Genomic DNA, 24,079 nt, shown 5'->3' with positions numbered 1-24,079 from the left:
GCGGGTCCGCGTGGACGAGGTTCAACTGACAAATCGCTTCAGTTTCCGATCGCTTCCTGAATCGCCTTGTTGCCGCGTGCGACCGCGTTGTCGAGCGCCTGCTGCGCAGTCTGCTGGCCGGCCAGCATCTTCTCGAACTCCTCATTCTCGATGTCGCGCACCTGCGGCAGGTTGACGAGGCGCACGCCCTTCGAGTTCTCGGTCGGCGCCTTGCCCAGCATCTGCAGGATCGGCGTCTCACGGCCCGGGTTCTTGTCATAGAAGCCGGACTTCTTGGTCGCCTCATAGGCAGCGAGCGTCACCGGCAGATAACCCGACTTCTGATGCAGATACTCCTGCACTTCGGTCTTGGACAGGTGGGAGAAGAACGCCGCGACGCCCTTGTATTCCTCGTCCGATTTGTTGCCGAACACCCACAGGCTGGCGCCGCCCGGCGTGGTGTTCTGGGGCGCGCCCTTGGCGTCACTATCATAGGGAAGCTGGCCGATGCCGTAGTTCATGCCCGACTTGACGATGTCACCGAGACCCCCCGACGATTCGGTGAAGATGCCGCATTCTCCGGCAAGAAAGATCTGCTTGGCTTCGGATGTACGGCCGCCATATTTGAAGGTGCCGTCCTTGGCCAGGTCGGCGAGCGCCTGGAAATGATTGACGAAGATCGGCGCATTGATCTTGAGCTCGACGTCGGTTCCGGCAAGTCCGTTCTGGTTGGTGCCATAGGAAACGTCATTCCAGGCAGCGAAGGCCTCAAGGTGGATCCAGGTCAACCAGGTCGAGGTATAGCCGCAGGAAGCGGCGCCGCTCGCCTTGATCTTCTTGGCGGCTTCCCACACCTCGTTCCAGGTCTTTGGCGGATTGTTCACATCAAGCCCGGCCTTCTGGAAGATATCCTTGTTGTAGTAGAGGATGGGCGACGAGGAATTATAGGGGAAGGACAGCATGGTCCCGTCCGGCTTCGAATAGTAGCCGACGATGCCGGGCAAATACTGGCTCTTGTCGAAGGTCACGCCGGCGCTGGTCAGCACATCGGCCACCGGCTTGATCGCACCTTCGGCGGCCATCATGACGCCGGTACCCACGTCGAACACCTGGATGATGTCGGGCGCTTGCCCCGCACGAAAGGCAGCGATGCCGGCATTCAGCGTTTCGGGATAGGTGCCCTTGAAAACAGGGAGAATTTCATAGTCGCTCTGGCTGGCATTGAAATCCTTGGCGATCTTGTCGACCACCTCGGCATTGGCGCCGGTCATTGCATGCCACCAACTGATCTGGGTGGCGGTGAAGGCGGAGGTGGTGGAAAGCAGGGTCAAGGTGGCGGCAACACCGGCCGCAAAGCCGAACAACTTCATGTTTCATCTCCCGTTTGTCATTGGCGAAAGGGGCGCTCCCGCGAACGCAATATGTGTCGCTGATGACAATCGGACAACGGATTTGTTGCTGTTTCGTGAATTTCATACCCGGCTAACTTCGCGCCCCCTCGCCTTGCAACGAGGACAGAGAGAAATGCCAAGCCGGCTCAGCGATAGAATGGGGCATGGTGGGCCTGCAAGGATCGCCGACCGCCCAGCGATGCGTGAAGGGCCCGCGTGACAGCGCCACGCACCTGCACCGTGCGGCCGCCAAACCGGCGCTCGGCCAGATCGAGATCGGCCGAGCGGCATCGCGCCAGGCGCTGCTGTAACCGTGCGTCTGGAATGAGAACAGGATCGCCGCAACGTACAACCCGAAAAACCCGCTGTAGTTGTAGTTCGCATAACCGATTCTTCGTCAAGCGTGGCATACTAATCAAGTGGACGGCTTGATTGCTGTGGGAGAGCAGGTGGGGCGAGATGCTGACGGTCTATAATTGTATCGTGCATGAGCACGATCTGAGACTGGTCGCACTGGCAGCGCTCATTTGCGGTATTTCTTCCTTCTCGGCGGTCAACCTGCTTCGCCATGTCGACCGCTCGAGCGAGCGCAACCGCTATACCTGGCTGATGATAGCAGCCACTTCCACCGGCTTCGGTATCTGGGCGACGCATTTCATCGCAATGCTTGCCTTTTCTCCCGGAATCCCCAACGCCTACAATACGGAAATGTCGGCGCTTTCGCTCGCCGGTTCCGTCGCCCTGACCGCTGCGGGCATGTGGATCGCCACCTTGCGCCGGGGCATCGACTACCCTCTGGTCGGCGGCGCGGTCCTCGGCGCTGGTATCGCCGCCATGCACTATATCGGCATGGCCGCCTTCGAGGTCGAAGGGCGCATCGTCTGGAACCCGCTGCTGGTCGGCGTCTCGGTGCTGACAGGCGTCACCCTCGCCGCGCTGGCGCTGCTGGTCGTGTTGCGACGGCCGTCCATGCAGGCCACAATCGCCGCCGCCATCCTGTTGACGCTGGCGATCTGCAGCCTGCACTTCATCGCCATGGGCGCGGTGTCGATCTTCCCGGACTCCTCCATCGAGATATCGCAGTTCACGGTCGAACCGGTGTCGCAGGCCTTCGCCGCCGCTGCAGTCAGCATGGCTATCCTGGTGCTTTCAGCCGCAGCATTGTGGATCGACCTTCGCTTCCGGCGTCACAAGCTCGAGGCCGAGCGCATGCACGGCCTCGCCAACGCCGCCGTCGAGGGGCTGATCGTCTGCGACGGCGCCCGCATCGTCAGCGCCAATGACAGCATCGCGGCACTCACCGGCATTGCGCCGGAAGTGCTGAACGCGATGCTGCTTGGCGACCTCTTCGGCGAACGCACCGCGGCCGGCATGTCCGACTGCAGCGGACAGGCACAGGAAGCCGAACTCAGAGCCCATGACGGCGCCACCATCCCCGTCGAACTTATCGCCAGAAGCATCGACTATTGCGGCAAGCGGCACAGCGTGGTCGCCGTGCGCGACATCCGCGAACGCAGGAAGGCCGAGCAGGAGATCCTGCGCCTCGCCCATTTCGACCCGCTGACCGGGCTCCCCAACCGCCGCAGTTTCTCCGGCCGGCTCGAGGCCGAAATTGCCGCAATGGACCGCGGCGGCAAGGGTGGGCATCTTGCGCTGCTGCTGCTAGACCTCGACCGCTTCAAGGAAGTGAACGACCTGTTCGGGCACGGCGCCGGCGATGCCATGTTGCAGAAGGTGGCGCTATGCGCCTCCGCCGTGCTCCGCCACGGACAGATGCTGGCGCGTCTCGGCGGCGACGAGTTCGCCATCATCGCTCCGAACCTTCCCGATCCGCAGGCGGCCGGCCGCATCGCCGAGGCGGTGCTGGCGGCCATGCGCGAGGAAAACCGGCTGTCGGTCGGTGGCGGGCTGGTGTCGGCCAGCATCGGCATTGCACTTTATCCGCTCGACGCCGATGAGCCGACACTCCTGGTCAGCCACGCCGACACCGCGCTCTACCGCGCCAAGGCCGAGGGCAAGGACACCTACCGTTACTTCGAGGCCTCGATGGGCGCCGAGGCGCGAGACCGGCGCGTGATGGAGCACGAACTGCGCCAGGCCATGGCGCGCGATGAGTTTCGCCTCGTCTACCAGCCACAAAAGGAGATCAGCAGCGGGCGGATGGTCGGGTTCGAAGCGCTGATCCGCTGGCGCCATCCGCAGCGCGGCGACGTGTCGCCGGCGACCTTCATCCCGGTGGCCGAAGACAGCGGCGTCATCATCCAGATCGGCGAATGGGTGCTGGCGACGGCCTGCGCCGAGGCTGCGCGCTGGAAGAACCCTCTCACCGTCGCGGTCAATGTCTCGGCGGTGCAGCTCCACAATCCGAATTTCAGCCGCAAGGTGCATGAAGTCCTGCTCGGCTCCGGCCTGACGCCCGGCAGGCTCGAACTCGAGATCACCGAAACGGCGCTGGTCAAGGACATGCCGCGCGCGCTGGCGACCTTGCGCCAGGTGAAGGCGCTTGGCGTGCGTGTGGCGATGGACGATTTCGGCACCGGCTACTCCTCGCTGTCCAATCTCCGCGCCTTCCCATTCGACAAGATCAAGATCGACGGCTCATTCATCAAATCAGTCGACAGCAACGGCCAGGTGGCAGCCATCGTGCGCGCCGTTCTGGGGCTTGGCCGCGGTCTCGGCCTGCCGGTTCTGGCCGAGGGCGTCGAGACGCTGGGCGAGCTGAAATTCCTCGACGCCGAGGCCTGCGAGATCGGCCAGGGCTACTATCTAGGCCGGCCGAGCCCGATCGAGGCGTTCAGCGAACTGACCGGCGTCGCGGCGCCGGCGGCACAAGACGACGCCAGCGTCAAACAATGCGGCGGCAGCATCTTGATGCTGCCGCCGGCGGCGGCCCTGCGCTCATCCTAAGGGGCGAGTGCGGCCTCGACCAGGCGCTTGGCATCCGGTCCCGACCATTCGGCCGGTCCGTTCATATGCGCGACCAGGCAGCCTTCGCCATCGATCAGCATGGTGACGGGGAGGCCTAGCGCCAAGCCGCGCGTCTTGACGTCGTTGAACAGCGCCAGCGTCGAATCGCGGTAGTAGCCGAGCGACCCGATGCCGATATCGGCGAGGAACTTCTTGGGCTTCACATCGTCGCCGGCATCGACATTGACCGCGACCACTTCGAAGGCATCGCTGCCCTTTTCCTTCTGCAAGGCGTCGAGCGCCGGCATTTCCGCACGGCAGGGCGCGCACCATGTCGCCCACAGATTGAGCAGCACCGTTTTGCCGGCATGATCGGCGATGGTCATCGGCTTGCCGTCTGGCCCGTTGAAGGCCAAGCTTTTCAGCGATTGCGGCGGATCGGCGGGCAGGAGTGCCGCAACCTGGCCCGTGGCCGCCGCGGCAATTTTCTTGGCGCGGTCGCTCTTGGCGTCGCAGGCGACATCGTCCTTGCTGTTGCCCGCGCCGGCCGCAGGTGCGCTGCCGGTGGCTGCGTTGTTGCCAGACCCGCTCTCGCTGACATATACCGCGACCGCGCCGGCCAGCACGCCCGCCAGCAAAGCGGCGAGGATCAGGCGCGGGGCCGGGAAGTATCTTTTACCGTCTGCCATTTTCTAAGACTGCTCCGGAACACGGGTTATAGCCATGAGCGACAAGAAGGCCAGCAACCAGATGTGGGGCGGACGTTTTGCCTCGGGTCCGGCCGCGATCATGGAAGCGATCAACGCGTCGATTTCGTTCGACCGCAAACTCTATGCCCAAGACATAAGAGGTTCGGTCGCCCACAGCGAGATGTTGGCTGAAACGGGCATTATTTCGGCGGCCGATCAAGAAAAAATCGCTCACGGGCTGAACACGATCCTGAAAGAGATCGAGGCCGGCACGTTCGAGTTCTCGACCCGGCTGGAAGACATTCACATGAACATCGAGGCCCGCCTTGCCGATCTGATCGGCCCGGCCGCCGGCCGCCTGCACACGGCGCGGTCACGCAACGACCAGGTGGCGGTGGATCTCCGGCTCTGGGTCAAGGACGAGTGCTTTCGCGTCGCCGAGGCGCTGAAGGGGCTGATCTCAGCCTTGCTCGACCGCGCCGAGGAGCATGCGGCGACCGTGATGCCCGGCTTCACCCACATGCAGGCGGCGCAGCCGGTGACCTTCGGCCACCATTGCATGGCCTATGTCGAGATGTTTTCGCGCGACCTGTCGCGCGTCCGCGACGCCATCGAGCGGATGGATGAAAGCCCGCTCGGCGCGGCAGCGCTTGCCGGCACCAGTTTTCCGATCGATCGCCACAAGACCGCCAAGGCGCTCGGCTTCCGCGAGCCGATGCGCAATTCGTTGGACAGCGTCTCCGACCGCGATTTCGCGCTGGAGTTTTTGAGCCTGGTGGCGATCTCCGCCACGCATCTGTCGCGGCTCGCCGAAGAAATCATCATCTGGTCGACGCCGCAATTCGGCTTTGTCAGACTGTCGGACAGTTTCTCCACCGGCTCCTCGATCATGCCGCAGAAGAAGAACCCGGACGCCGCCGAACTGGTGCGCGGCAAGACCGGCCGCGTCACCGGCCATCTCGTCGGGCTGCTGACGGTGATGAAGGGCATGCCGCTGACCTATGGCAAGGACATGCAGGAAGACAAGGAATCGGTCTTCGACGCCGCCGAGACGCTCGATCTGATGCTGGCGGCGATGACCGGCATGGTGTGCGACATGACGGTCAATGCCGCCGCCATGAAGAAGGCCGCCAGCTCGGGCCACGCGACCGCGACCGACCTCGCCGACTGGCTGGTGCGAACGCTGGGCCTGCCCTTCCGTGAGGCACACCATGTCACCGGCCGCGCGGTGGCGTTGGCCGAAGAGAAGAAGGTGAGCCTTGAAAAGCTGTCGCTGGAGGATCTGCAGTCGATCAACCCCGGCATCACGGCAGACATCTTCTCGGTTCTGGCGGTGCAGAATTCGGTGAAGAGCCGCACCAGTTTCGGCGGCACGGCGCCGTCGGAGGTCAGGAAGCAGATCCGCAGCTGGAAAAAGCGCATCGCCAAGGCATGATGCCGGGGTGCAATGCGCCTAAAACTCGGTTAAAAGCGCAGCACATAAAGTTTCGGACGGATGGATCGATGACCGCAAGCAGGATTTTGGTGACGCTGACGCTGCTGACGGCGATGGCTGCCGTGACCGCTTGCGGCCGTAAGGCTGGTCTCGACACGCCCTATGAAGCGGCCGTCCAGGCCCGTAAGGACGCCGAGCGCGCCAAACAGCCGGTGCCGCCGGAGCCGGAAAAACCGGTCGTGGACAAGAAATTCATCCTCGACCCGCTGATCTAGGGCCGATGAGACCGGCTTGGTGTTTCTGACCAGGTCTCGTGCTAATCAGGTCTCGTGCTCCAACTTCCGGAAACACTCTCGTGAACCATTTCGATTACCGCGACGGCGTGCTCCATGCCGAGGACGTGGCGATACCAGACATCGCCGCAAGCGTCGGCACGCCGTTCTATTGTTATTCGACGGCAACCTTGACGAGGCACTACCGGGTGTTCGCCGGGGCCTTTGCCGGGCTCGACACGCTGGTCTGTTACGCCTTGAAGGCGAATTCCAACCAGGCGGTGCTGCGAACGCTGGCAAAGCTCGGCGCCGGCGCCGACACCGTCTCGGAAGGCGAAATGCGCCGCGCGCTCGCCGCCGGCATCCCGGCCAGCAAGATCGTATTCTCGGGCGTCGGCAAGACCGCGCGCGAGATGGATTTTGCGCTCGAGGCCGGCATTCTCTGCTTCAATGTCGAATCCGAGCCGGAGCTGGAGTTGCTGTCGGCCCGCGCCACCGCGCTCGGCAAGGTGGCGCCGGTCTCGCTGCGCATCAACCCGGATGTCGACGCCAGGACGCACAGGAAGATCTCCACCGGAAAGGCCGAGAACAAGTTCGGCATTCCATGGCAAAGGGCGCGCCAGGTCTATGCCCGCGCGGCCGGTTTGCCGGGCACCAAGCCCATCGGCATCGATACCCATATCGGCAGCCAGATCACCGAGTTGCAGCCCTTTGACGATGCTTTCGCGCTTCTGGCGGAACTGGTCGGCGCGCTGCGCGCCGATGGCCACGCCGTCGAGCATGTCGATCTCGGCGGCGGCCTCGGCATCCCCTACCGCACCGACAACAGCCCGCCGCCTTTGCCCGATGCCTATGCCGAGATCGTCAGGAAGCATCTGACAAAGCTTGGAGTGAAGGTGATGTTCGAGCCGGGCCGGCTGATCGTCGGCAATGCCGGCATCATGGTCTCGGAAGTGATCTTCGTGAAGGAAGGCGACGCCAAGAACTTCCTCGTCGTCGACGCCGCCATGAACGATCTGATCCGGCCGACGCTCTACGATGCCTTCCACGACATCAAGCCGGTGGTGCAGCCGCCGGCCGACACGCCGCGCATGGCGGTCGACGTCGTCGGCCCGGTCTGCGAGACCGGCGACTATCTCGGCCTCGACCGTGACCTGCCCCGGCTCAAGTCTGGCGACCTCATTGCCGTCACCACCGCCGGCGCCTATGGCGCGGTGCAATCCGGCACCTACAACACCCGCCTACTTGTGCCTGAGGTTCTGGTCGACGGCGACCGTTTCCATGTCGTACGCCGGCGCCAGACCTATGACGAGCTTATCGGCCTGGATTCGGTGCCCGACTGGCTGAAATAGAAGCCGCAGCGCCGGCTGCGCTACAGCCGGTTTTGGATGAGCATCCTTGTGTCGGCGATCCTGTCCTCGTCGCGGCGGTAGAACGTCCATTGCTTGATGCGCTTGGGCCGCAGCAGGCCCGCCTGGGTAAGCACGCGCATATGTTCGGAGAGCGTCGCCTNCCTTGTGTCGGCGATCCTGTCCTCGTCGCGGCGGTAGAACGTCCATTGCTTGATGCGCTTGGGCCGCAGCAGGCCGGCCTGGGTAAGCACGCGCATATGTTCGGAGAGCGTCGCCTGCGTAATGCCGAGCTTCTCCGCGATCAGCAGCGCGCAAACGCCGTCCTCGACCAGATCGCCGTCTGCCTGGGCCGGGAAATGCGCCTGCGGATCCTTCAGCCAGTCGAGGATCTGCAGCCTGCGTTCATTGGCGATCGCCTTGAAGACATCAACCTCTTGCATTTAGCCATTTTGCCAAGTTACTAATTGCTGTCAATCCCAAGGAGATGGTCATGACGAACGGCAACACCGTCACGCGCGAACGCATTGCCGCGATGGAACCGCGCATCCGCCGCTATATCAGGCACACGCCGGTGCTGCGCGTCGACATGGCCGATTTCGACCGGCCGCCGCTGGCGGTCGACCTCAAGCTCGAATGCCTGCAGCATTCCGGTTCGTTCAAAGCGCGCGGCGCCTTCACCAATCTGCTCGAACGGCCGGTGCCTGCGGCCGGCGTGGTTGCGGCTTCGGGCGGCAATCATGGCGCCGCGGTCGCCTATGCCGCCATGCGGCTTGGCCACAAGGCGACGATCTTCGTTCCCGAAGTCAGCCCACCGGCCAAGCTGCAGCGCATCCGCGGCTACGGCGCCGAACTGATGGTCGGCGGCGCCCGCTATGCCGAGGCGCTGGCCGCCAGCGAGGCTTTTGCCGAAAAGACCGGCGCGCTGCAGATCCATGCCTTCAACCAGGAGGAAACATTGGTCGGCCAGGGCACGCTCGGCCTCGAAATCGAAACCGATCTGCCAGACATCGACACGCTGCTGGTCGCTGTCGGCGGCGGCGGCCTGATCGGCGGCATCGCCGCCTGGTTTGCCGGCCGCATCAGGATCATCGCCATCGAGCCCGAAGGCGCGCCGACGCTGCATCACGCCTTCGAAGCCGGCCACCCCGTCGATGCGCCGGCCGAAGGCGTCGCCGCCGATTCGCTGGCGCCCAAACGCGTCGGCGAGATGATGTTCCCGATCGCCGAGGCCTTCGTCGAACGCTCCATCCTAGTCACCGACGACGCCATCATCGCCGCGCAAAAGGCGCTGTGGGAGCGGGTGCGGATCATCGCCGAGCCGGGCGGCGCAGCGGCCTTCGCAGCGCTGCTGTCCGGCCGCTACACGCCGGCGCCGGGCGAGCGGATCGCCGTCCTTGTCTGCGGCTCGAATACCGATCCGGCGAAATTCTAAACCTTGCTTCGACTGAAGTGGGACGCAAACCCGTCAAAGCTTTTCAAGTTTTCCGGAACCGCCTCGCCTTTGCCGTGTTTGCTGGTAAACTTCTGCTTGTTGAGTCCGGGCTATCCCGCCCGGGCAGGAAGGGCCGATGACGGAACGCCCCATTTCCAGTGGCGATCGCAGCCTGGCCGGGCGGCTTGCCCTGAGCCGGCTGGCGACACGGATCTCGATGACGGTCGAGCGCGGCTGGCCGCTGCTTCTGCCGCTGCTCATCGTCGCCAGCCTGTTTCTCAGCCTCTCCTGGCTCGGCCTTTTCCCCCGGCTGCCTGACATTGCGCGCATTATCATGGTCACGGCGTTCGGTATTTCCACGCTGGCGGCGCTCTATCCGCTGCGTTTCTTCAAGCTTCCATCCGCCGCTGAAATCGACCGCCGTATCGAGGCCGCCAACCAGTTGCAGCACAGCCCGGTGCTGGTGCAGACCGACCGTCCCAGCGGCAAGGAAAGCATCTTTTCCCAGGCGTTGTGGCGCGAACACCAAAAGCGCATGGCCGACAAGCTCGGCAGCCTTGGCGCCGACCTGCCGCGTACGCGCGTGCCGGAGCGCGATCCGTGGGCATTGCGTGCCGTGGCGGCGCTGCTGTTGGTCACCGCTTTTGCCTTCTCCTTCGGACCGTCCGGCGGCAGGCTGTCCGATGGTTTCAGTGCCCATGCGGCGCGCGACATCGTACCGCCGCGCATCGATGCCTGGGTGACCCCGCCGGCCTATACCGGCAAGCCGCCCATCTTCTTGACCGCGCCAGTCATCGATGGCAACGCCAAGCAGGCGGTTGCCACCTTCACCGTGCCGCAAGGCAGCGACGTCTCGCTGCGCGTGACCGGCGGCTCCGGCGAGGAAACGCTAAGCTTTGCCGACAAGGGCGGCAATGCTCGCGCCATCGACCCGTCGGGACCACAGGTGGCGGCCGTCAAGGCAGCGGCGGTCAACCCCGCGACCCCCAAGCTGCGCCAGTTCACCGGCAAGCTGACCGCCGACGGCACGCTGACGCTGAAGTCGGGCGAAGCCGATCTCGGTCGCTGGGCCTTCGCGGTGATCCCCGACAAGCCGCCGACGATCCGCTTCGTCGGCGAGCCCAAGCGCGCCGTCAACGGCGCCTTCGAGCTCAACTACCAGATCGACGACGACTATGGCGCGGCCACCGCCAAGGCGGTTTTCGCGCTGGCCGATCCGGCGGCGCCCGATGCGCATCCGCTCTACGGTCCGCCTGACCTGCCGCTGGCGCTGCCGCGCCGCGGCGGCAAGGCGAACGCCGCCAAGACCACTAAGGACCTCACCGAGCATGTCTGGGCCGGCGCCAGCATCAAGCTGTCGCTTGTGGCCACCGACGATGCCGGACACACCGCGACCAGCGAAACCAAGACTATTGTGATGCCGGAGCGGCCCTTCGCCAACCCGCTGGCGCGGGCGGTGGTCGAGCAGCGCCGCCTGCTGGCGCTCGACGCCAATGCCAAGCCGCGCGTGCTCGACCTGATGGACGCCATCACGCTGCGGCCCGAGGACACGTTCGACAACATGTCGCATTACCTCGCCATCATGAGCGCCCGCAGCCGGCTGAAGATGTCGGACAGCGACGATCAGTTGCGCAACGAGGTTGCCTATCTCTGGGAAATCGCGCTCGGCATCGAGGAAGGCAATCTCTCGTCCGCCGAAAAGCGGCTCCGCCAGGCCCAGCAGGCGCTGCAGGACGCCATCAAGCGCGGCGCCAGCGACGAAGAGATCGAAAAGGCGATGAAGGAACTGCGCGAGGCGATGAACGAATTCCTGCAGGAATTCGCCGAGCGCGCCAAGCAGAACCCGAACGCGCCGCAGATGCAGCAGAATGGTCGCGAGCTGCGTCAGAGTGATATCGACCGCATGATGGACCAGATCGAGAACCTGGCGAAGTCGGGCGACCGCGACAAGGCGCAGGAGCTGCTGTCGCAGCTGGAAAACATGATGAACAACCTGCAGGCCGGCCGTCAGCAGCAGGGCGGCGAGCAGGACAGCGAGATGCGCCAGCAGATGGACAAGCTGGGCGAGATCATGCGCCGCCAGCAGGAGATGATGAACGACACCTACCGCATGGACCAGATGCAGCGCGGAGATAATCAGCAGCCCGGCGAAGGCAATGGCGACGACCCGGACCAGCCGGGCGTCGGCAAGGATCGCGATCCTCTCGCCCGGCCGAAGTCGATGACACCGCAGGAATTCGCCGATGCGATGAAGCAGCTGCAGGAAGGCCAGGGCCAGTTGCAGAGCGAACTCGACAAGCTGAAGAAGGGCCTGGAAGGCATGGGCATGCAACCCAATGAGGGGTTTGGCGACGCTGGCAAATCCATGGGCAATGCCGAAAAGTCGCTTGGCGAAGGCGAAGGCGACCAGGCAGTCGGCCACCAGGGTCGCGCGCTGGAAGCGCTGCGCAAGGGCGCCAAGGAGATGATGAAGCAGCTGCAGGCGATGCAGGGCGACCAGGGCGGCAGCCAGGAAGGCGGCCGCCAACAGGACGCCGGCCGCGATCCGCTGGGCCGACCACGCGCCAGCCGCGGACCCGATTTCGGCGATTCGGTGAAGGTGCCCGACGAGATCGACGTGCAGCGCGCCCGCCAGATTCTCGAGGCGATTCGCAAGCGGCTCGGCAACGCGCTCAGCCCCGACATCGAGCGCAGCTACCTCGAGCGGCTGCTGGAGCTGAAGTAGCCTCCAAGGCAACATCCGTCGAACTGAATGGTATCAGCGCCATGCCGAAACTCGGTGCCGTCACGCCCATCCTGCGCATCTTCGACATCGCCAAGGCACGCGAATTCTATGTCGACTTTCTCGGCTTCAAGGTCGAGTTCGAGCACCGCTTCGACGACAATGCGCCGCTCTATATGGGTGTAATCCGCGACGGCTGTGTCCTGCATCTGAGCGAACATCATGGCGACGGCGCGCCGGGTATAGCCATGCGCATCAAGGTCGAGGACATCGCGGCATTGCACCGCGAACTGATCGGCAAGAGATACCGCTACGCCCGGCCGGGCCTCGAAACCACGTCGTGGCAGACCCGTGAAGTGTCGGTCGGCGACCCCTTCGGCAATCGCCTGCATTTCTACGAGGATGCAACAGACTAAGCCGGCCGGTTGACGAACGCCTCGCGGATCGCCTCCTGCATGCCGTCGATAGCCTCGCCTGAGGCATTTGGGCTGCGGTGCATCACCACATTCGAGGAATCGATATGACCGAACCCGTCAGCGGCGGTGAGTTCACGACAGCCATCCGGAATATTGCTGTGCGAGATCGGCGCGATCGCCAGGCCAGAGGTGACGGCGAGCTTCAGGCCGCCGGTGGTGTCGCTGGTATAGGCGACACGGTAGGCCAGCCCACGCTGCTCCAGCGATTTGATGGCGAAGTCCTTGCACCAGCCGGCCCGGTTGTAGAGCGCGATCGGCACCGGCCGCTCCTCATGCATGTGATGCAGGCTCGATGTCACCCACACGGTCGGATCGTGCATCAGCACCTCGCCGCCGGAAGGATCCTGCCATTCGAACACCACGGCGAGGTCGAGTTCACCGGCCGCCAACGCTGCCAGCTGGGCGCCCGAATGTGCATAGCGCACGGTGACCTCGACCTTGGTATGACGCTTCGAGAAGGCGCCGAGCGCGCGCGACAGGATGGCGTGACCATATTCCTCGGGAATGCCGATGCGCACAGGCCCGCCAAGCGGTGCCGCCGCCATCGATGCCGCCGTCTCGTCGAGCAGCGAGACGATGCGGCGGGCATTGACGATCAGCTCGCCGCCACGGCGCGTCAGCGCCACGCCGCGCGAGCCGCGTTCGAACAGGCTGTCGCCGACCAGCTCCTCGAGCTTCTTCATCTGCATCGACACCGCCGACTGGGTGCGCCCGGCCTGCTCCGCCGCCCGGGTGAAATTGCCCGCTTCGGCAATGGCGACGAAGGTGCGCAGGAGATCGCTGTCGAGGGGTGGCCGCATCGAATCCGTCATAAGCAAATTTGATCTCTGGTATCATTCCAATTCGTTTGCAACATGTCAAACGCCGCAGCATAGTCCGCTCGCCCATTGGATATGCCGCCGCGAAACCGGCTGCGGACCAATCAAAGAGTCCTCACTCATACCCGCTGCCCAAAACGGTGGCGGGTTCTTTTTACCCCATGGCCGGGCGGCTGCGGGCAGTTAAGGCAAGGGCCGGCAGAACAATATGCGCAACCGGATCGTTCTCGGCATCATCAGCCTGTGCCTTGGCGTGCTGGTGTTCTCGCTCCAGGACCCGCTGGTCAAGGCGGTGTCGGCCGGCTATCCCGTGACCGAGGTGATGTGGATCCGCTCGATCGTCGCTTTGCCGATCCTGGTCGTTCTCGTTCGCGCCGATGTCGGCCTGCGGGCCATTGTCTCGAAGCGGTTCGGCCTGCTGACGATACGCGCCTTCGTCCAGTTCTCCTCCTATACGGTCTACTATCTGGCGATCGCTGCCTTGCCGCTCGCCGACGCGGTGGCGCTCTATTTCATGGCGCCCCTGTTCATCATGGCGATAGCCGGGCCCTATCTCGGCGAGCGGGTATCCTGGCAGGCTCTCGCCACCGTGCTGATCGGCATGCTGGGCGTGGTCGTGATGCTGCGCCCGGGCGCCGGCCTGTTCGACTGGGCGGCGCTGCTTTCGTTGGGCTCGGCTTTGCTCTACGGCTTTTCACAGCTGATGGCGCGCAAGATCGGCGACACCGAATCCTCCACCGTCATGGCCTTCTACCAGAACGGCGCCTATCTGGTCGGCGCCGCTGCGGTTGCCGGCACATTCTGGCTTGCCGGCATAACCCATGCTGTCCACCCCAGCCTCGAATTCCTGGTGCGGCCGTGGGTCTGGCCGACGACCCCGGATTTCCTCAAGATGGCGGCCTGCGGCTTCGTCGCTTCGGCCGGCATGATTCTGCTGTCGCAGGCCTACAGGCTGGCGCCCGCCAACCGCGTCGCCACCTTCGAATACACCGGGATTATCTGGTCGCCGCTGTGGGGCTTCCTGTTCTTCGACGAGGTGCCGCGCTCGACCACCGCCATCGGTGCGGCGCTGATCATCGGCGCCGGTCTGCTGGCGCTCAACACCGAACGGCGCCGGAGCGCTGCGCCTGTCCTCGCCGCGTCTCCGGATGCCGCCTGAAGCGTGTCAGGCGAAGCAGGCGAGCGCCTGGTCGACCCGCGAGCGGATTTCGGCCAGCGTGAAAGGCTTTTGCACGACGTCGATAATGATGCCGTTCAATTCCTCGGCGCGCTCGCGCTGGTCGGCATAGCCGGTCATCAGCAGGATCTTCATGTCAGGGAAAAGCCTGGCTGCGGCGATCGCCATCTCGATGCCATCCATTTCCGGCATGCGGATATCGGAGACGACGAGGTCGTAACCGCCGCCTGCAGCACTGACCATCGCCAGCCCCTGCGCGCCGTCGGCGGCGATATCGATCGAGTGCCCGGCGCGTTCGAGCGCGCGGGCGGCGAGGGTGCGGACGGACTCATCGTCCTCGACGATCAGAAGCTTTGCCATGGGCCGGAATTTGGCGGGCAAAAGTTGACTTTTTCTGAAAATTTGAAGCGTCGGGGGCCTTTTCTCAGGCATCGCCTTTGACGACACCGACAAACGGCAGTTCGCGAAAAGCGTGAGCGACGTCCATGCCGTAGCCGACGACGAAGTAATCGGGACAGTCGAAGCCGACATAGTCGGCGTTCAGCTCCGTCTGGCGGCGCATGCGCTTGTCCAACAGCACCGCGATGGCGCAGCTTTTGGCGCCCCGCGACAGCATCAGGTTGCGGGTGAAGGACAGCGTCTTGCCGGATTCCAGGATATCATCGATCAGCAGCACGTCGCGGCCGGCGACCTCATTGTCGATGTCGCGCAGCACCCTCACCTCGCCGCTGGTGGTGCCGGCGCCATAGCTGGAAATGAAGATGAACTCGACCTCCGGCGACAGCCCGACATCGTGCATGGCGCGGATCAAATCGGCGGCGAAGATGAACGAGCCCTTCAGCACCGAAATCACCAGCAGGTCGTGATAGTCGTGCTCGGCGATCTCCTTGGCGAGTTCGAGATTGCGCCGCGCGATCGCGGACGCCGAAAACAGGACCTCGATGTCCTTGCCGCGCACAACTGGCATCAACAACCTTTCCAGAGAAACCGACTAGCCGGCGAAGGTGACCGCCACGGCCTTGACGCCGTTTCTAGGCACATCGAGGCGGCTGGAAAAGCCGAATCTTTCGCCGGGCGCCAGAGAACGGTTGGATGTCCCCAGAGTATAGCGGGTGATGCGGCTGTCATTGCCGGTGACACGTATCTCCAGCGGCGGCAATTGTCCCGCCTTCAAACCGTCATTGACGGCCTCGCCATCCACGAACAGCACCGAGGTGGGTCCCGAGGCGTCGACACGCGAGGTGACGCCGGCAATGCTGAGTACGGCGCCCTCCGGCTGTTCGACTGACCAGAACGGCGTCTGGCGCACCAGCGCGTGGCCACCCGAGACCCAGAAGGCGGCAAGCGCCGCACCGATGCCGGCAATCCAGAAGATCGGCCCGCCACGCGATGCCGGCCGCCCGGCTGACGCATCTGATTTGCGCAGCATCTCCATGCCTTCCATCGACGGCGTCGCGATGTCGCGCGCCGGCGTCGGCATGGCTTCTACCCTTGGGATCGGCTGCGGCAGCACCTCATAATCCGCATCGACGATGTCGGTCGCCACAGGACGCGATTCCGGTGCGACACTTGTCCCGGTCATGATTTCGCCGGAAACCGGGCGCGCGGTTCGTTGCTCAGCCATCATGGCCCCGCTGTTGCCTGTTCGTTTCTTTTGCGTAAATGGAAATGGTTAACGCTTCCCCACCGGAACCCTTGTGACGCACTCAAAACCAGCGAAAATTAACCGAGGGTTAACCATGGCGGCCGATGGTCGTCGGACAGAAAGGGCTGGCACGCCGCCGCCCTCAGGTCGTCGCACGTGATCCGCTTCGAAAATGTCGGCCTCCGCTATGGCATGGGTCCGGAAATCCTCCGCGACATCTCCCTGCACATTCCGGAGAGCTCCTTCCAGTTCCTGAGCGGGCCCTCCGGCGCCGGCAAGACGACGCTGCTGCGCCTTCTGTTCATGTCGCTGAAGCCGACACGCGGGCTGATCACCATCTTCGGCAAGGACCGCTCGCGCATCTCGCGCGCTGAACTGCCGCATCTCAGGCGCCGCATCGGCGTGGTGTTCCAGGATTTCCGCCTGCTCGACCACATGACCACCTATGAGAACGTCGCTCTGCCGCTGCGCGTGCGCGGCCGCGAGGAAGCGAGCTACCGCACCGACGTCACCGAACTTTTGAAATGGGTTGGCCTGGGCGAGCGCATGCATGTGCTGCCGCCGGTCCTTTCGGGTGGCGAAAAGCAGCGCGCGGCAATCGCCCGGGCCTTGATCGAACAGCCCGAAATCCTGCTTGCCGACGAGCCGACCGGCAATGTCGACCCGCCACTGGCACGCCGGCTGCTCAGGCTGTTCATCGAGCTCAACCGGCTCGGCACCGCGGTGGTGATCGCCACTCACGATCTCGGCCTGATGGAACAGGTCGACGCGCGCCGCATGATCCTGGCCGGCGGAAGGCTGGATATTTATGACTGAAGTATCGGCCGAACAGCTGCATGAAGACGCCGCCGAACCGGCGACGACGACGCAGCGCGTCCAGCGCCGCATGGCGCCGATCGTGCCGGCGCAGAATATTGCCGGCCGCGCCTTGGTGCTGGTGATCGCCATCATGACCTTCCTGTCCTGCCTGACTTTCGGCGCCGTCACGCTGGTGCGCGACACTGCCTCGGTCTGGGAAAACCAGATCTCGCGCGAGGCGACGATTCAGATCAAACCGGTCGACGGCCTCGACATGGAGGCAGCCCTTGCCCAGGCCTCGCAGATCGTCGGCGAATTCCCCGGCGTGAAGGAAACCCGGATCATCGATCGCGACGCCACCGCGCGTCTGTTGGAGCCATGGCTGGGCTCGGGCCTGAATATCGACGAATTGCCGGTGCCGCGCCTGATCATCGTCACCATCGACGAGACCAGTCCGCCCGACTTTAGCGCCATCCGTGCGGCGCTCACGCCCAAGCTGCCGAGTGCTTCGCTCGACGATCACCGTACATGGGTCGACCGGCTGGTCGCCATGGCCCGCACCACGGTCACCATCGGCATCGCCGTGCTGGTCCTGATGCTGTCGGCGACGGTGCTGACCGTAGTGTTTGCGACGCGCGGCGCTATGGCGGGTAACGGCCATATCATCGAAGTGCTGCATTTCGTCGGCGCCGAGGCGCGCTTCATCGCGCGCGAATTCCGCTGGCATTTCCTGGTCACCGGGATGAAGGGCGCGGCCGCCGGCGGCGCAGCCGCGATCCTGGTTTTCATCGTCTTTTCCTGGTGGTCGTCGCGCAACATGGCAACGCCGCAGGCCGACCAGGCCACTGCTTTGTTCGGCAATTTCGCCATCGGATCGGCAGGCTATCTCGGCGTCGGCCTGATGGTGCTGGTGATCGGCGGACTGACGGCGGCGACCTCGCACGCCACAGTCGTCGCCTATCTCAGCGACATCGATGTCCGCCAGCCGGATGCGGGGTGAACCGTGAGGGCAGAAGCGAAAACAGTTCGGGGGCAAGGACAGGAATGGAAGGGACGATCACGGATCGAAAACCGACGTAACGCAATGTGCGCTTTTTTCCTTACCAAAAAGGCATTTCAGGATTAACCATAGGACGATGAACGCGCGGGAGTCGACCGGAACGGCTGGACAGATGCCAGTGGTGCGTTCGCGTGTGCGCACCGGGCTGGGCCGTTTGCGCACCGCCCTGCGTCTCGCCTCCCTCTGTCTACTGCTGCTGGTGGCCCTGTTTGCCGGTGGCTTCGGCTGGTTCGCCAGCAAGGTCAGCCACATGACGACCCCGACCAACCCGGCCAAGGCCGATGCGATCATCGTCTTGACCGGCGGTCAGGCCCGCCTCGACGCAGCACTCGATCTGCTTGCCTCCGGCAAGGGCGAGCGGCTGCTGATCTCAGGCGTGCATCCCTCTGCCAGCCGCCGCCAATTGCAGGCTGCTACCGGCGGCGACAAGGCGCTGTTTTCCTGCTGTGTCGACATCGACCGCGCCGCGCTCGACACGATCGGCAATGCCGAGGAAAGCGCTAAATGGGTGGAGAGCCACGCCTATGGCAGCGTCATCCTCGTCACCAACAATTACCACATGCCGCGCAGCCTGCTCGAGATGGGCCGCCTGCTGCATGGCGCCAGGCTTGAACCCTATCCGGTGGTCAACACCAATCTGGACAATGGCGACTGGCTGACCAAGCCAGAAGCGCTACGCGTGCTTCTGACCGAATACAGCAAATACCTGCTGGCGCTTGCGCGCGGCGTCGTCCCGGTCCGCCAGACTGCCGACAGCGTCGCACTGGCCGAGGTTTCGACCGCCAAGGACTAAAGCAATTCCAGGAAAAGTGTGTAGCGGTTTTCCCGGGAAAAGCACGTACGCTTTCCCTTGGGAATTGCGTCCAGACAGACGACTCTGACGGCGCTCGATTACCCCTTGGCCGTGCCGTCTTCCGCGCCACGCAGCCGCGCAATCTCCTGTTCGAGGCTTTCAATCCGCTTGTCGCGTTCGGCGAGTGCGGCCGCGACATCGGCGGCCTCGAATCGCTGCGGAATGTGTTGCGGGCAATTGGCATCCCAGGCCGAGACGGTGAACAAGATGACCTGCTCGGGGCGCGCCTTGTAGTCCTGCGGCATCAGCCTTGCCAGAAGCTCGGCATCGTCCTCGACGACGCGCGCCGTGCCCCAGATCTTGACGCGCTGGCGATGCGCATAGTCGATCAGGAACAGGAATGCCTGGTTGTTGTCGGCGAGATTCCCTTGCGTGATGAACTGCCTGTTCCCGGAGAAATCGGCAAAGCCGATGGTCTTTTCGTCCAGCACCTTGAGGAAGCCGGCTGGCCCGCCGCGATGCTGGATATAGGGCTGACCCTCGCCATTGGCCGTCGACAGGAAGACGCTGGTCTGCGCCGCGATGAAGTCGGCGAGGTCGGGCGTGATATGGGCGCGCCATCCGCCGCGCTCCTCGGCGCTGGCATAGCCCTTGCGCGAACCTTTGCGGGTCTGGATCGCCTTGATCGTCGGCGTGAAGGCGACATCGCTGGTGAAAGTATGAGCATTCATGGAAGCCTCCGCGAGGCCGAAACACGGCCATTGTACGAAGAGGTAGGTCCTTCCATGTTTTGGATGTAGATGGCATAGTTGCAAGCTATCCTTCCAATTTCCGGAAGACACTATGGATCGTCTCGAAGCCATGTCGCTGTTCGTCGCCGCGGTGGAAGCGGGCAGCCTTTCCGCTGCCGGCCGCCATTTCGGCATTCCACTGGCAACGGTCAGCCGCAAGGTTTCCGACCTCGAAAAGCACCTTCAGGCGCGCCTGCTGAACCGTTCGACCCGGCAGCTCACGCTGACCGATGCCGGCCAAGCCTATCTCGCCGCCTGCCGCCGCATCCTCGGCGAGGTCGGCGAAGCCGAACGCACCGCTGCCGGCGAATACAGCACGCCGACCGGCGACCTGTTCATCACCGCGCCGGTCGTCTTTGGTCGCTTGCACGTGCTGCCTGTCGTCACCGAATTCCTGGCGGCTTATCCTCAAGTCAACATTCGCCTGACGCTGGCTGACTGGATAACCCAACTGGCGGAGGAACATCTCGACCTTGCCATCCGCATCGGCGAGCTTGCGCCTTCGAGCCTCATTGCCATCCGCGTCGGCGCGATCCGTCGCGTCGTGTGCGCCAGCCCCGCCTATATCGCCGCGCATGGCATGCCGCGGACGCCGGACGATCTGGCCGCGCATGAATGCATCAGTTTCGAGGGGCCTTCCGCTCTCGCCAGCTGGAGCTTTGCCGGCGACAAGGGCGAACTGATCGTGCCGATCCGCTCACGGCTGCGCGTCAACACGGCGGAAGCTGCAATCGATGCCGCGATTGCAGGCGCCGGGATGACGCGGGTGCTCTCCTACCAGATCGCGGACGCACTACGTTCCGGCGTGCTCGTCCGGGTCTTGCAGGCCTTCGAGCCTTCGCCATGGCCGGTGAGCCTCGTCCATGCCGGCCAAAGCCTGCTGGCGGTGAAACTCAGGGCGTTCCTCGATTTCGCCGCTCCGCGGCTGAAGCAGCGGCTATTGCAGGCGACGTGGTGAGTTGAGACTGGCTTGAGTCAGTGGCGAGCCGGCCTATGTCAGGCCATTGCGGCGTTTCCTTTTTGCCCGCGCTTGGTGTAACCAACGCACACCTCCTCAACGGGCCCTTCCCCGCATGCTCTATATCCGCTCGCTGGCGTTCAACTTCGTCTTTTATGTCAATCTGATCGTCCAGATGGTCCTCTGGACCCCTTACTACTTCCTCTCGCCACGCCATCGCGCCTGGTTCGTGCCGAAATTCTGGTCGCGCACCAGCCTGTGGCTCTACGACAAGATCGCCGGCACCAGGAGCGACATCACCGGCGTCGAGAACCTGCCGGAGGGCTCTTTCATCCTGGCGCCGAAACACCAGTCGTTTTGGGACGCGATCGCTTTCTTTCCGTTCCTCCACGACCCGCTTTATATCCTGAAGCGCGAGCTGACCTGGATCCCCTTCTTCGGCTGGTACATCCTGAAGATGCGGATGATCCCGGTTCACCGCGGCAGCCGCTCCAAGGCGTTGAAGCAGGTCGTTGCATCGACAAAGCAGGAGATGGGGCGCAATCCGCGCCAGCTGATTATCTACCCCGAAGGCACGCGCCGAGCGCCAGGCGACGAGCCGGCTTACAAATACGGCATTGTCGAGCTCTATACGCAGCTTGGCGTCCCGGTGGTACCGGTCGCCCATGTCGCCGGCCTCTATTGGCCTCGCCGCAAATTCTTGCGCTTTCCCGGCACCATCAAGGCCCGCTTCCTGCCGCCGATTCCGCCCGGGCTCGGCAAGGACGAATTCATGGACCGGCTGATCGGCGATACGGAAGCCGCCTGCGACCAGCTGCTGATCGAGGCATCGCAGGCTCCTAACCCGCCGCAAATGCCGCCGACGGCGGTCAAGCGGCTGGCCGAACTCGCCGCGGCCGCCAAAGCAATTCCAGGAAAAGTGTGAGCGGTTTTTTCCGTCCTAAATTGCGCCAAAACAAAAAAGACCAAAGCTTGATCTCTTCTGCGAGCCGGCTCAAGGCCACGCCGCCAGCGCCGTTGTCAGCACCAGCGTCGCCGCGAAGGCCAGATTGATGATCCGCGACGCCAGCGGCTGGCGCAGGGTGCGGGCGAAGGCCGCGCCGGCCAGCAGCCACAGCACATGGATGGCTACGATCATCAGGGTGAGAACCGCCAGCCTGGCCGGGATGCCGAGAGCATCGGCGCCGGCTGCGGTCGCGGAGCCAGCAAGGACCGCAGCAATCGCCACATAGGCTTTCGGGTTGGCAACGGCGAGCAGGAAGCCGCCGAGGAAGGTCGGCAGAACCGCGCTGTTGTCACGCGCGGCCAGCGGCGGCGCTGTCGCTATTCTGTAGGCGAGGTAGAGAATATAGGCGGCGGAAGCGACCGCCAGCACTGGCGCTACGCCCGGCATCGAGGTGAGGATAGCCTTGATGCCGGTGGCCACGACCAGCAGCACCGCGACCGTGCCTAAAATGATCCCCGATGTGTAGTGAAGCGAATTGCGCAGGCCGAAGGCGGTCCCTATCGCCGTGACGCTGATCGTCGCCGGGCCAGGACTGCCCATGACGACGGTTGCCGCCAGCACCAGCGCCAGCAATTGCTGCCAGGGCTGCGCCTGCGAAAGAATGTCTGCGGCCATGCTGCCTCTTCTCCACAATAATGGAGAACAGTGTGGCAAGGCGGACAGCCGTCGTCTTGAACGATCGTGCCGAACCTGCGCGGCTAGGCGCTGGCCTTGTCCAGCGCCACGAGATCCTCCGCGCTGAGCTTCAGCGATGCGGCGCGCACCAGGCTGTCGACCTGGTCCAGCGTCGTGGCGCTGGCGATCGGCGCAGTGATGCCGGGCTGCGCCATCACCCAAGCGAGTGCTACTTCCGCCTGCTTGGCCGAATGGCGCGCCGCCACAGTGTCGAGTGCGGCCAGAATGCGCATGCCGCGCGCATTGAGATAAGCCTTCACGCCGCCGCCGCGTTCACTTTTGCCGAGATCGGCCTCGCTACGGTATTTGCCGCTCAAAAACCCCTTGGCGAGACTGAAATAGGTGATGACGCCGATACCCTCGGCCACGCACAGATCATGCAGCGGCCCGTCGAAGGATGAGCGGTCGTAGAGATTGTATTCCGGCTGCAGCACGCTGTAGCGCGGCAGCCCGCGCAGGCTGGCAACATCGAGCGCGGCGCGCAGCTGGCCGGCGTCAAGATTCGAGGCGCCGATATGGCGGACCTTGCCGGCAGCGAGCAGCTTCTGGTAGGCGCCGAGCGTCTCCTCATAAGGGGTTGTCGGGTCCGGCCAATGCGAGAGATAAAGGTCGATCACGTCGGTCTGCAGTCGCTTGAGCGACGCCTCGACTGCCCTTTCGATATGGGCAGCGGACAGATCCTTCTTGCCTTGTCCCATATCCGAGCCGACTTTGGTGATGACGATGATCTTGTCACGGTTGCCGCGGCTTTTCATCCATTTGCCGATGATGGTCTCGGACTCGCCGCCCGCGTGGCCGGGCACCCAGCGCGAATAGGCATCGGCCGTATCGATAGCGTTGAGGCCGGCGTCGCCGAACCGGTCGAGCAGGTCGAAGGAGGTCTTCTCGTCCGCGGTCCAGCCGAAGACATTGCCGCCCAGGACCAGCGGCGCGATGGAAAGGTCGGTTTGACCGAGACGGCGTTTTTGCAAGACGGGGCTCCGTGGGCTGGCGGCGGGCGACCCGAATGCTTCGGGCCGCAGCTAAGCTAGGTCTCGCCGCGCCGAGGTCAAAGGCCTCAGCCAATTTTCCAGCGGGCCAGCGCTTCACAAAGGCGCGAGCGCTTCGCCTGCAGGCTCGCCGTGGTCCACTGGCTCACGAGGCGATCCGCTTCGCCACCTCTTCCAGCCAGTGGTCGCTGATACCCAGCGCCGCGAGATGCTGCAGCGTGTTGAGCACATAGTCCTCGTTGTTTCCGGACTGGCCGACGGCGCCACGGATAACACCTGCCGCATGCGCGGCATCGAGCCCGCCGGCATACTGCTCATGCTGGCGGTCGACGATATAGGCGACCGCTTTCACTCTCTCTCCCGCGGCCGCACCATTCACGTCGAGACTGATATCGAGCACACGCTCGAGGTAGACGCTGGTCACCAATTCGCGCTCGCGCAGATAGGCCAGCACCTCATCGCGCAGCTCGCCGGGCACGCGAAACGCCAGCCCGATGCAGGAGCCGCCACGGTCGAGGCCGAGCACCAGGCCCGGCCGCTGACGCGTGCCGCGATGCACGAAGGAATAGACGCAGAGCGACCGGCGGTAGCCGTAAAGCCGCGCGCGGCGGGTCTCCACATGCGCAAATCCCGGCCGCCAGATCAGCGAGCCATAGCCAAAAACCCAAAAATCGCCCATATCGCCAAGCCTGATTGCACGAAGGTGACGCCGCC

General features: G+C 64.0%; 23 protein-coding genes and 1 pseudogene. 13 read left to right on the top strand and 11 right to left on the bottom strand.

Annotated elements, in window-relative coordinates; genetic code table 11:
- Window positions 1–38: 38 nt before the first annotated feature.
- Window positions 39–1,349 carry a sn-glycerol-3-phosphate ABC transporter substrate-binding protein UgpB gene (ugpB, locus tag X733_RS154090; protein ID WP_023698705.1) on the bottom strand — a complete coding sequence of 437 codons (1,311 nt, stop codon included), beginning with the start codon at window positions 1,347–1,349 and terminating at the stop codon, window positions 39–41.
- A 480-nt stretch (window positions 1,350–1,829) separates the two neighbouring features.
- Here ugpB and X733_RS154095 point away from each other — a divergent pair, with 480 nt between their 5' ends.
- Window positions 1,830–4,277 carry an EAL domain-containing protein gene (locus X733_RS154095; protein ID WP_023818491.1) on the top strand — a complete coding sequence of 816 codons (2,448 nt, stop codon included), beginning with the start codon at window positions 1,830–1,832 and terminating at the stop codon, window positions 4,275–4,277.
- Here X733_RS154095 and X733_RS154100 read toward each other — a convergent pair.
- Complete coding sequence (locus X733_RS154100; RefSeq protein WP_023818490.1) at window positions 4,274–4,966, bottom strand: TlpA disulfide reductase family protein; 693 nt, start codon at window positions 4,964–4,966, stop codon at window positions 4,274–4,276. The genes X733_RS154095 and X733_RS154100 overlap by 4 nt on opposite strands.
- 34 nt (window positions 4,967–5,000) lie before the next feature.
- Here X733_RS154100 and argH point away from each other — a divergent pair, with 34 nt between their 5' ends.
- The 3 genes from argH (at window position 5,001) to lysA (ending at window position 8,025) form a co-directional block, all read left to right on the top strand.
- Window positions 5,001–6,401 (top strand): argininosuccinate lyase, encoded by a 1,401-nt coding sequence (gene argH / locus X733_RS154105; protein WP_023818489.1) that lies wholly within the window; start codon window positions 5,001–5,003, stop codon window positions 6,399–6,401.
- Between the two features lie 68 nt (window positions 6,402–6,469).
- The gene (locus X733_RS154110) at window positions 6,470–6,676 is read left to right on the top strand and encodes a hypothetical protein (RefSeq protein WP_023673325.1); all 207 of its coding nucleotides are present in this window, start codon (window positions 6,470–6,472) and stop codon (window positions 6,674–6,676) included.
- An 80-nt stretch (window positions 6,677–6,756) separates the two neighbouring features.
- Window positions 6,757–8,025 (top strand): diaminopimelate decarboxylase, encoded by a 1,269-nt coding sequence (gene lysA / locus X733_RS154115; RefSeq protein WP_023818488.1) that lies wholly within the window; start codon window positions 6,757–6,759, stop codon window positions 8,023–8,025.
- 161 nt (window positions 8,026–8,186) lie between these two features.
- On the opposite strand, the pseudogene X733_RS0134510 reads toward lysA, so the two are convergent.
- Window positions 8,187–8,465 (bottom strand): annotated as a pseudogene (locus X733_RS0134510) (metalloregulator ArsR/SmtB family transcription factor); the annotation flags it as partial.
- A 50-nt stretch (window positions 8,466–8,515) separates the two neighbouring features.
- Here X733_RS0134510 and X733_RS154120 point away from each other — a divergent pair.
- From X733_RS154120 to X733_RS154130, 3 genes are all read left to right on the top strand, one after another.
- Window positions 8,516–9,457, top strand: a complete 942-nt coding sequence (locus X733_RS154120) for a threonine/serine dehydratase (protein ID WP_023818486.1) — start codon at window positions 8,516–8,518, stop codon at window positions 9,455–9,457.
- Window positions 9,458–9,593: 136 nt separating this feature from the next.
- Entirely contained in the window at window positions 9,594–12,182 is a 2,589-nt protein-coding gene (locus tag X733_RS154125) for a TIGR02302 family protein (protein ID WP_023818485.1), read from the top strand.
- Between the two features lie 41 nt (window positions 12,183–12,223).
- On the top strand, window positions 12,224–12,595 hold the full coding sequence (locus X733_RS154130) for a glyoxalase superfamily protein (protein ID WP_023685340.1): 372 nt from the start codon (window positions 12,224–12,226) through the stop codon (window positions 12,593–12,595).
- Here the strand turns inward: X733_RS154130 and X733_RS154135 are convergent.
- Window positions 12,592–13,455: a LysR substrate-binding domain-containing protein gene (locus X733_RS154135; RefSeq protein ID WP_023698713.1), complete on the bottom strand. Its 864-nt coding sequence runs from the start codon at window positions 13,453–13,455 to the stop codon at window positions 12,592–12,594. The two genes, X733_RS154130 and X733_RS154135, sit on opposite strands and share 4 nt — an antisense overlap.
- 226 nt (window positions 13,456–13,681) lie before the next feature.
- Between X733_RS154135 and X733_RS154140 the strand changes: the two genes are divergently transcribed.
- The gene (locus tag X733_RS154140) at window positions 13,682–14,632 is read left to right on the top strand and encodes a DMT family transporter (protein ID WP_023818484.1); all 951 of its coding nucleotides are present in this window, start codon (window positions 13,682–13,684) and stop codon (window positions 14,630–14,632) included.
- A 6-nt stretch (window positions 14,633–14,638) separates the two neighbouring features.
- Here X733_RS154140 and X733_RS154145 read toward each other — a convergent pair whose 3' ends face one another.
- The 3 genes from X733_RS154145 to X733_RS154155 all read right to left on the bottom strand — a co-directional run bounded on the left by X733_RS154145 (window position 14,639) and on the right by X733_RS154155 (window position 16,277).
- The gene (locus X733_RS154145; protein ID WP_023673316.1) at window positions 14,639–15,010 is read right to left on the bottom strand and encodes a response regulator; all 372 of its coding nucleotides are present in this window, start codon (window positions 15,008–15,010) and stop codon (window positions 14,639–14,641) included.
- Window positions 15,011–15,074: 64 nt separating this feature from the next.
- A complete protein-coding gene (gene hpt / locus X733_RS154150; protein WP_023673315.1) occupies window positions 15,075–15,617 on the bottom strand; it encodes a hypoxanthine phosphoribosyltransferase in 543 nt (180 codons plus the stop codon).
- Window positions 15,618–15,641: 24 nt separating this feature from the next.
- Window positions 15,642–16,277, bottom strand: a complete 636-nt coding sequence (locus X733_RS154155) for a hypothetical protein (RefSeq protein ID WP_023818483.1) — start codon at window positions 16,275–16,277, stop codon at window positions 15,642–15,644.
- 174 nt (window positions 16,278–16,451) lie between these two features.
- Here X733_RS154155 and ftsE point away from each other — a divergent pair, with 174 nt between their 5' ends.
- The 3 genes from ftsE (at window position 16,452) to X733_RS154170 (ending at window position 18,946) form a co-directional block, all read left to right on the top strand.
- Window positions 16,452–17,111, top strand: coding sequence for a cell division ATP-binding protein FtsE (ftsE, locus tag X733_RS154160; RefSeq protein WP_023685344.1), 660 nt, complete (start codon window positions 16,452–16,454; stop codon window positions 17,109–17,111).
- Entirely contained in the window at window positions 17,104–18,093 is a 990-nt protein-coding gene (locus tag X733_RS154165) for an ABC transporter permease (RefSeq protein WP_023701396.1), read from the top strand. The genes ftsE and X733_RS154165 overlap by 8 nt, the downstream gene beginning before the upstream one ends.
- A gap of 172 nt (window positions 18,094–18,265) precedes the next feature.
- Window positions 18,266–18,946 carry a YdcF family protein gene (locus tag X733_RS154170; RefSeq protein ID WP_245260186.1) on the top strand — a complete coding sequence of 227 codons (681 nt, stop codon included), beginning with the start codon at window positions 18,266–18,268 and terminating at the stop codon, window positions 18,944–18,946.
- 98 nt (window positions 18,947–19,044) lie between these two features.
- On the opposite strand, the gene X733_RS154175 is transcribed toward X733_RS154170, so the two are convergent.
- Window positions 19,045–19,677, bottom strand: a complete 633-nt coding sequence (locus X733_RS154175; protein ID WP_023735190.1) for a pyridoxamine 5'-phosphate oxidase family protein — start codon at window positions 19,675–19,677, stop codon at window positions 19,045–19,047.
- A gap of 112 nt (window positions 19,678–19,789) precedes the next feature.
- Between X733_RS154175 and X733_RS154180 the strand changes: the two genes are divergently transcribed.
- Window positions 19,790–20,695 carry a LysR family transcriptional regulator gene (locus tag X733_RS154180; protein WP_023714972.1) on the top strand — a complete coding sequence of 302 codons (906 nt, stop codon included), beginning with the start codon at window positions 19,790–19,792 and terminating at the stop codon, window positions 20,693–20,695.
- A gap of 115 nt (window positions 20,696–20,810) precedes the next feature.
- Window positions 20,811–21,620 (top strand): 1-acyl-sn-glycerol-3-phosphate acyltransferase, encoded by an 810-nt coding sequence (locus tag X733_RS154185; protein WP_023673308.1) that lies wholly within the window; start codon window positions 20,811–20,813, stop codon window positions 21,618–21,620.
- Window positions 21,621–21,689: 69 nt separating this feature from the next.
- On the opposite strand, the gene X733_RS154190 is transcribed toward X733_RS154185, so the two are convergent.
- From X733_RS154190 to X733_RS154200, 3 genes are all read right to left on the bottom strand, one after another.
- On the bottom strand, window positions 21,690–22,316 hold the full coding sequence (locus X733_RS154190) for a LysE family translocator (protein WP_023818482.1): 627 nt from the start codon (window positions 22,314–22,316) through the stop codon (window positions 21,690–21,692).
- Between the two features lie 83 nt (window positions 22,317–22,399).
- A complete protein-coding gene (locus X733_RS154195; protein WP_023818481.1) occupies window positions 22,400–23,347 on the bottom strand; it encodes an aldo/keto reductase in 948 nt (315 codons plus the stop codon).
- Window positions 23,348–23,510: 163 nt separating this feature from the next.
- A complete protein-coding gene (locus tag X733_RS154200; RefSeq protein ID WP_023818480.1) occupies window positions 23,511–24,044 on the bottom strand; it encodes a gamma-glutamylcyclotransferase in 534 nt (177 codons plus the stop codon).
- Window positions 24,045–24,079: the final 35 nt, after the last annotated feature.

The organism is Mesorhizobium sp. L2C066B000 (genome assembly GCF_000502335.1).
In the GTDB taxonomy this organism is placed as follows: Bacteria; Pseudomonadota; Alphaproteobacteria; order Rhizobiales; family Rhizobiaceae; genus Mesorhizobium.
The sequence above is the reverse complement of the archived record's forward strand: the minus strand, read 5'-3'. Positions and strand labels throughout refer to the sequence as shown.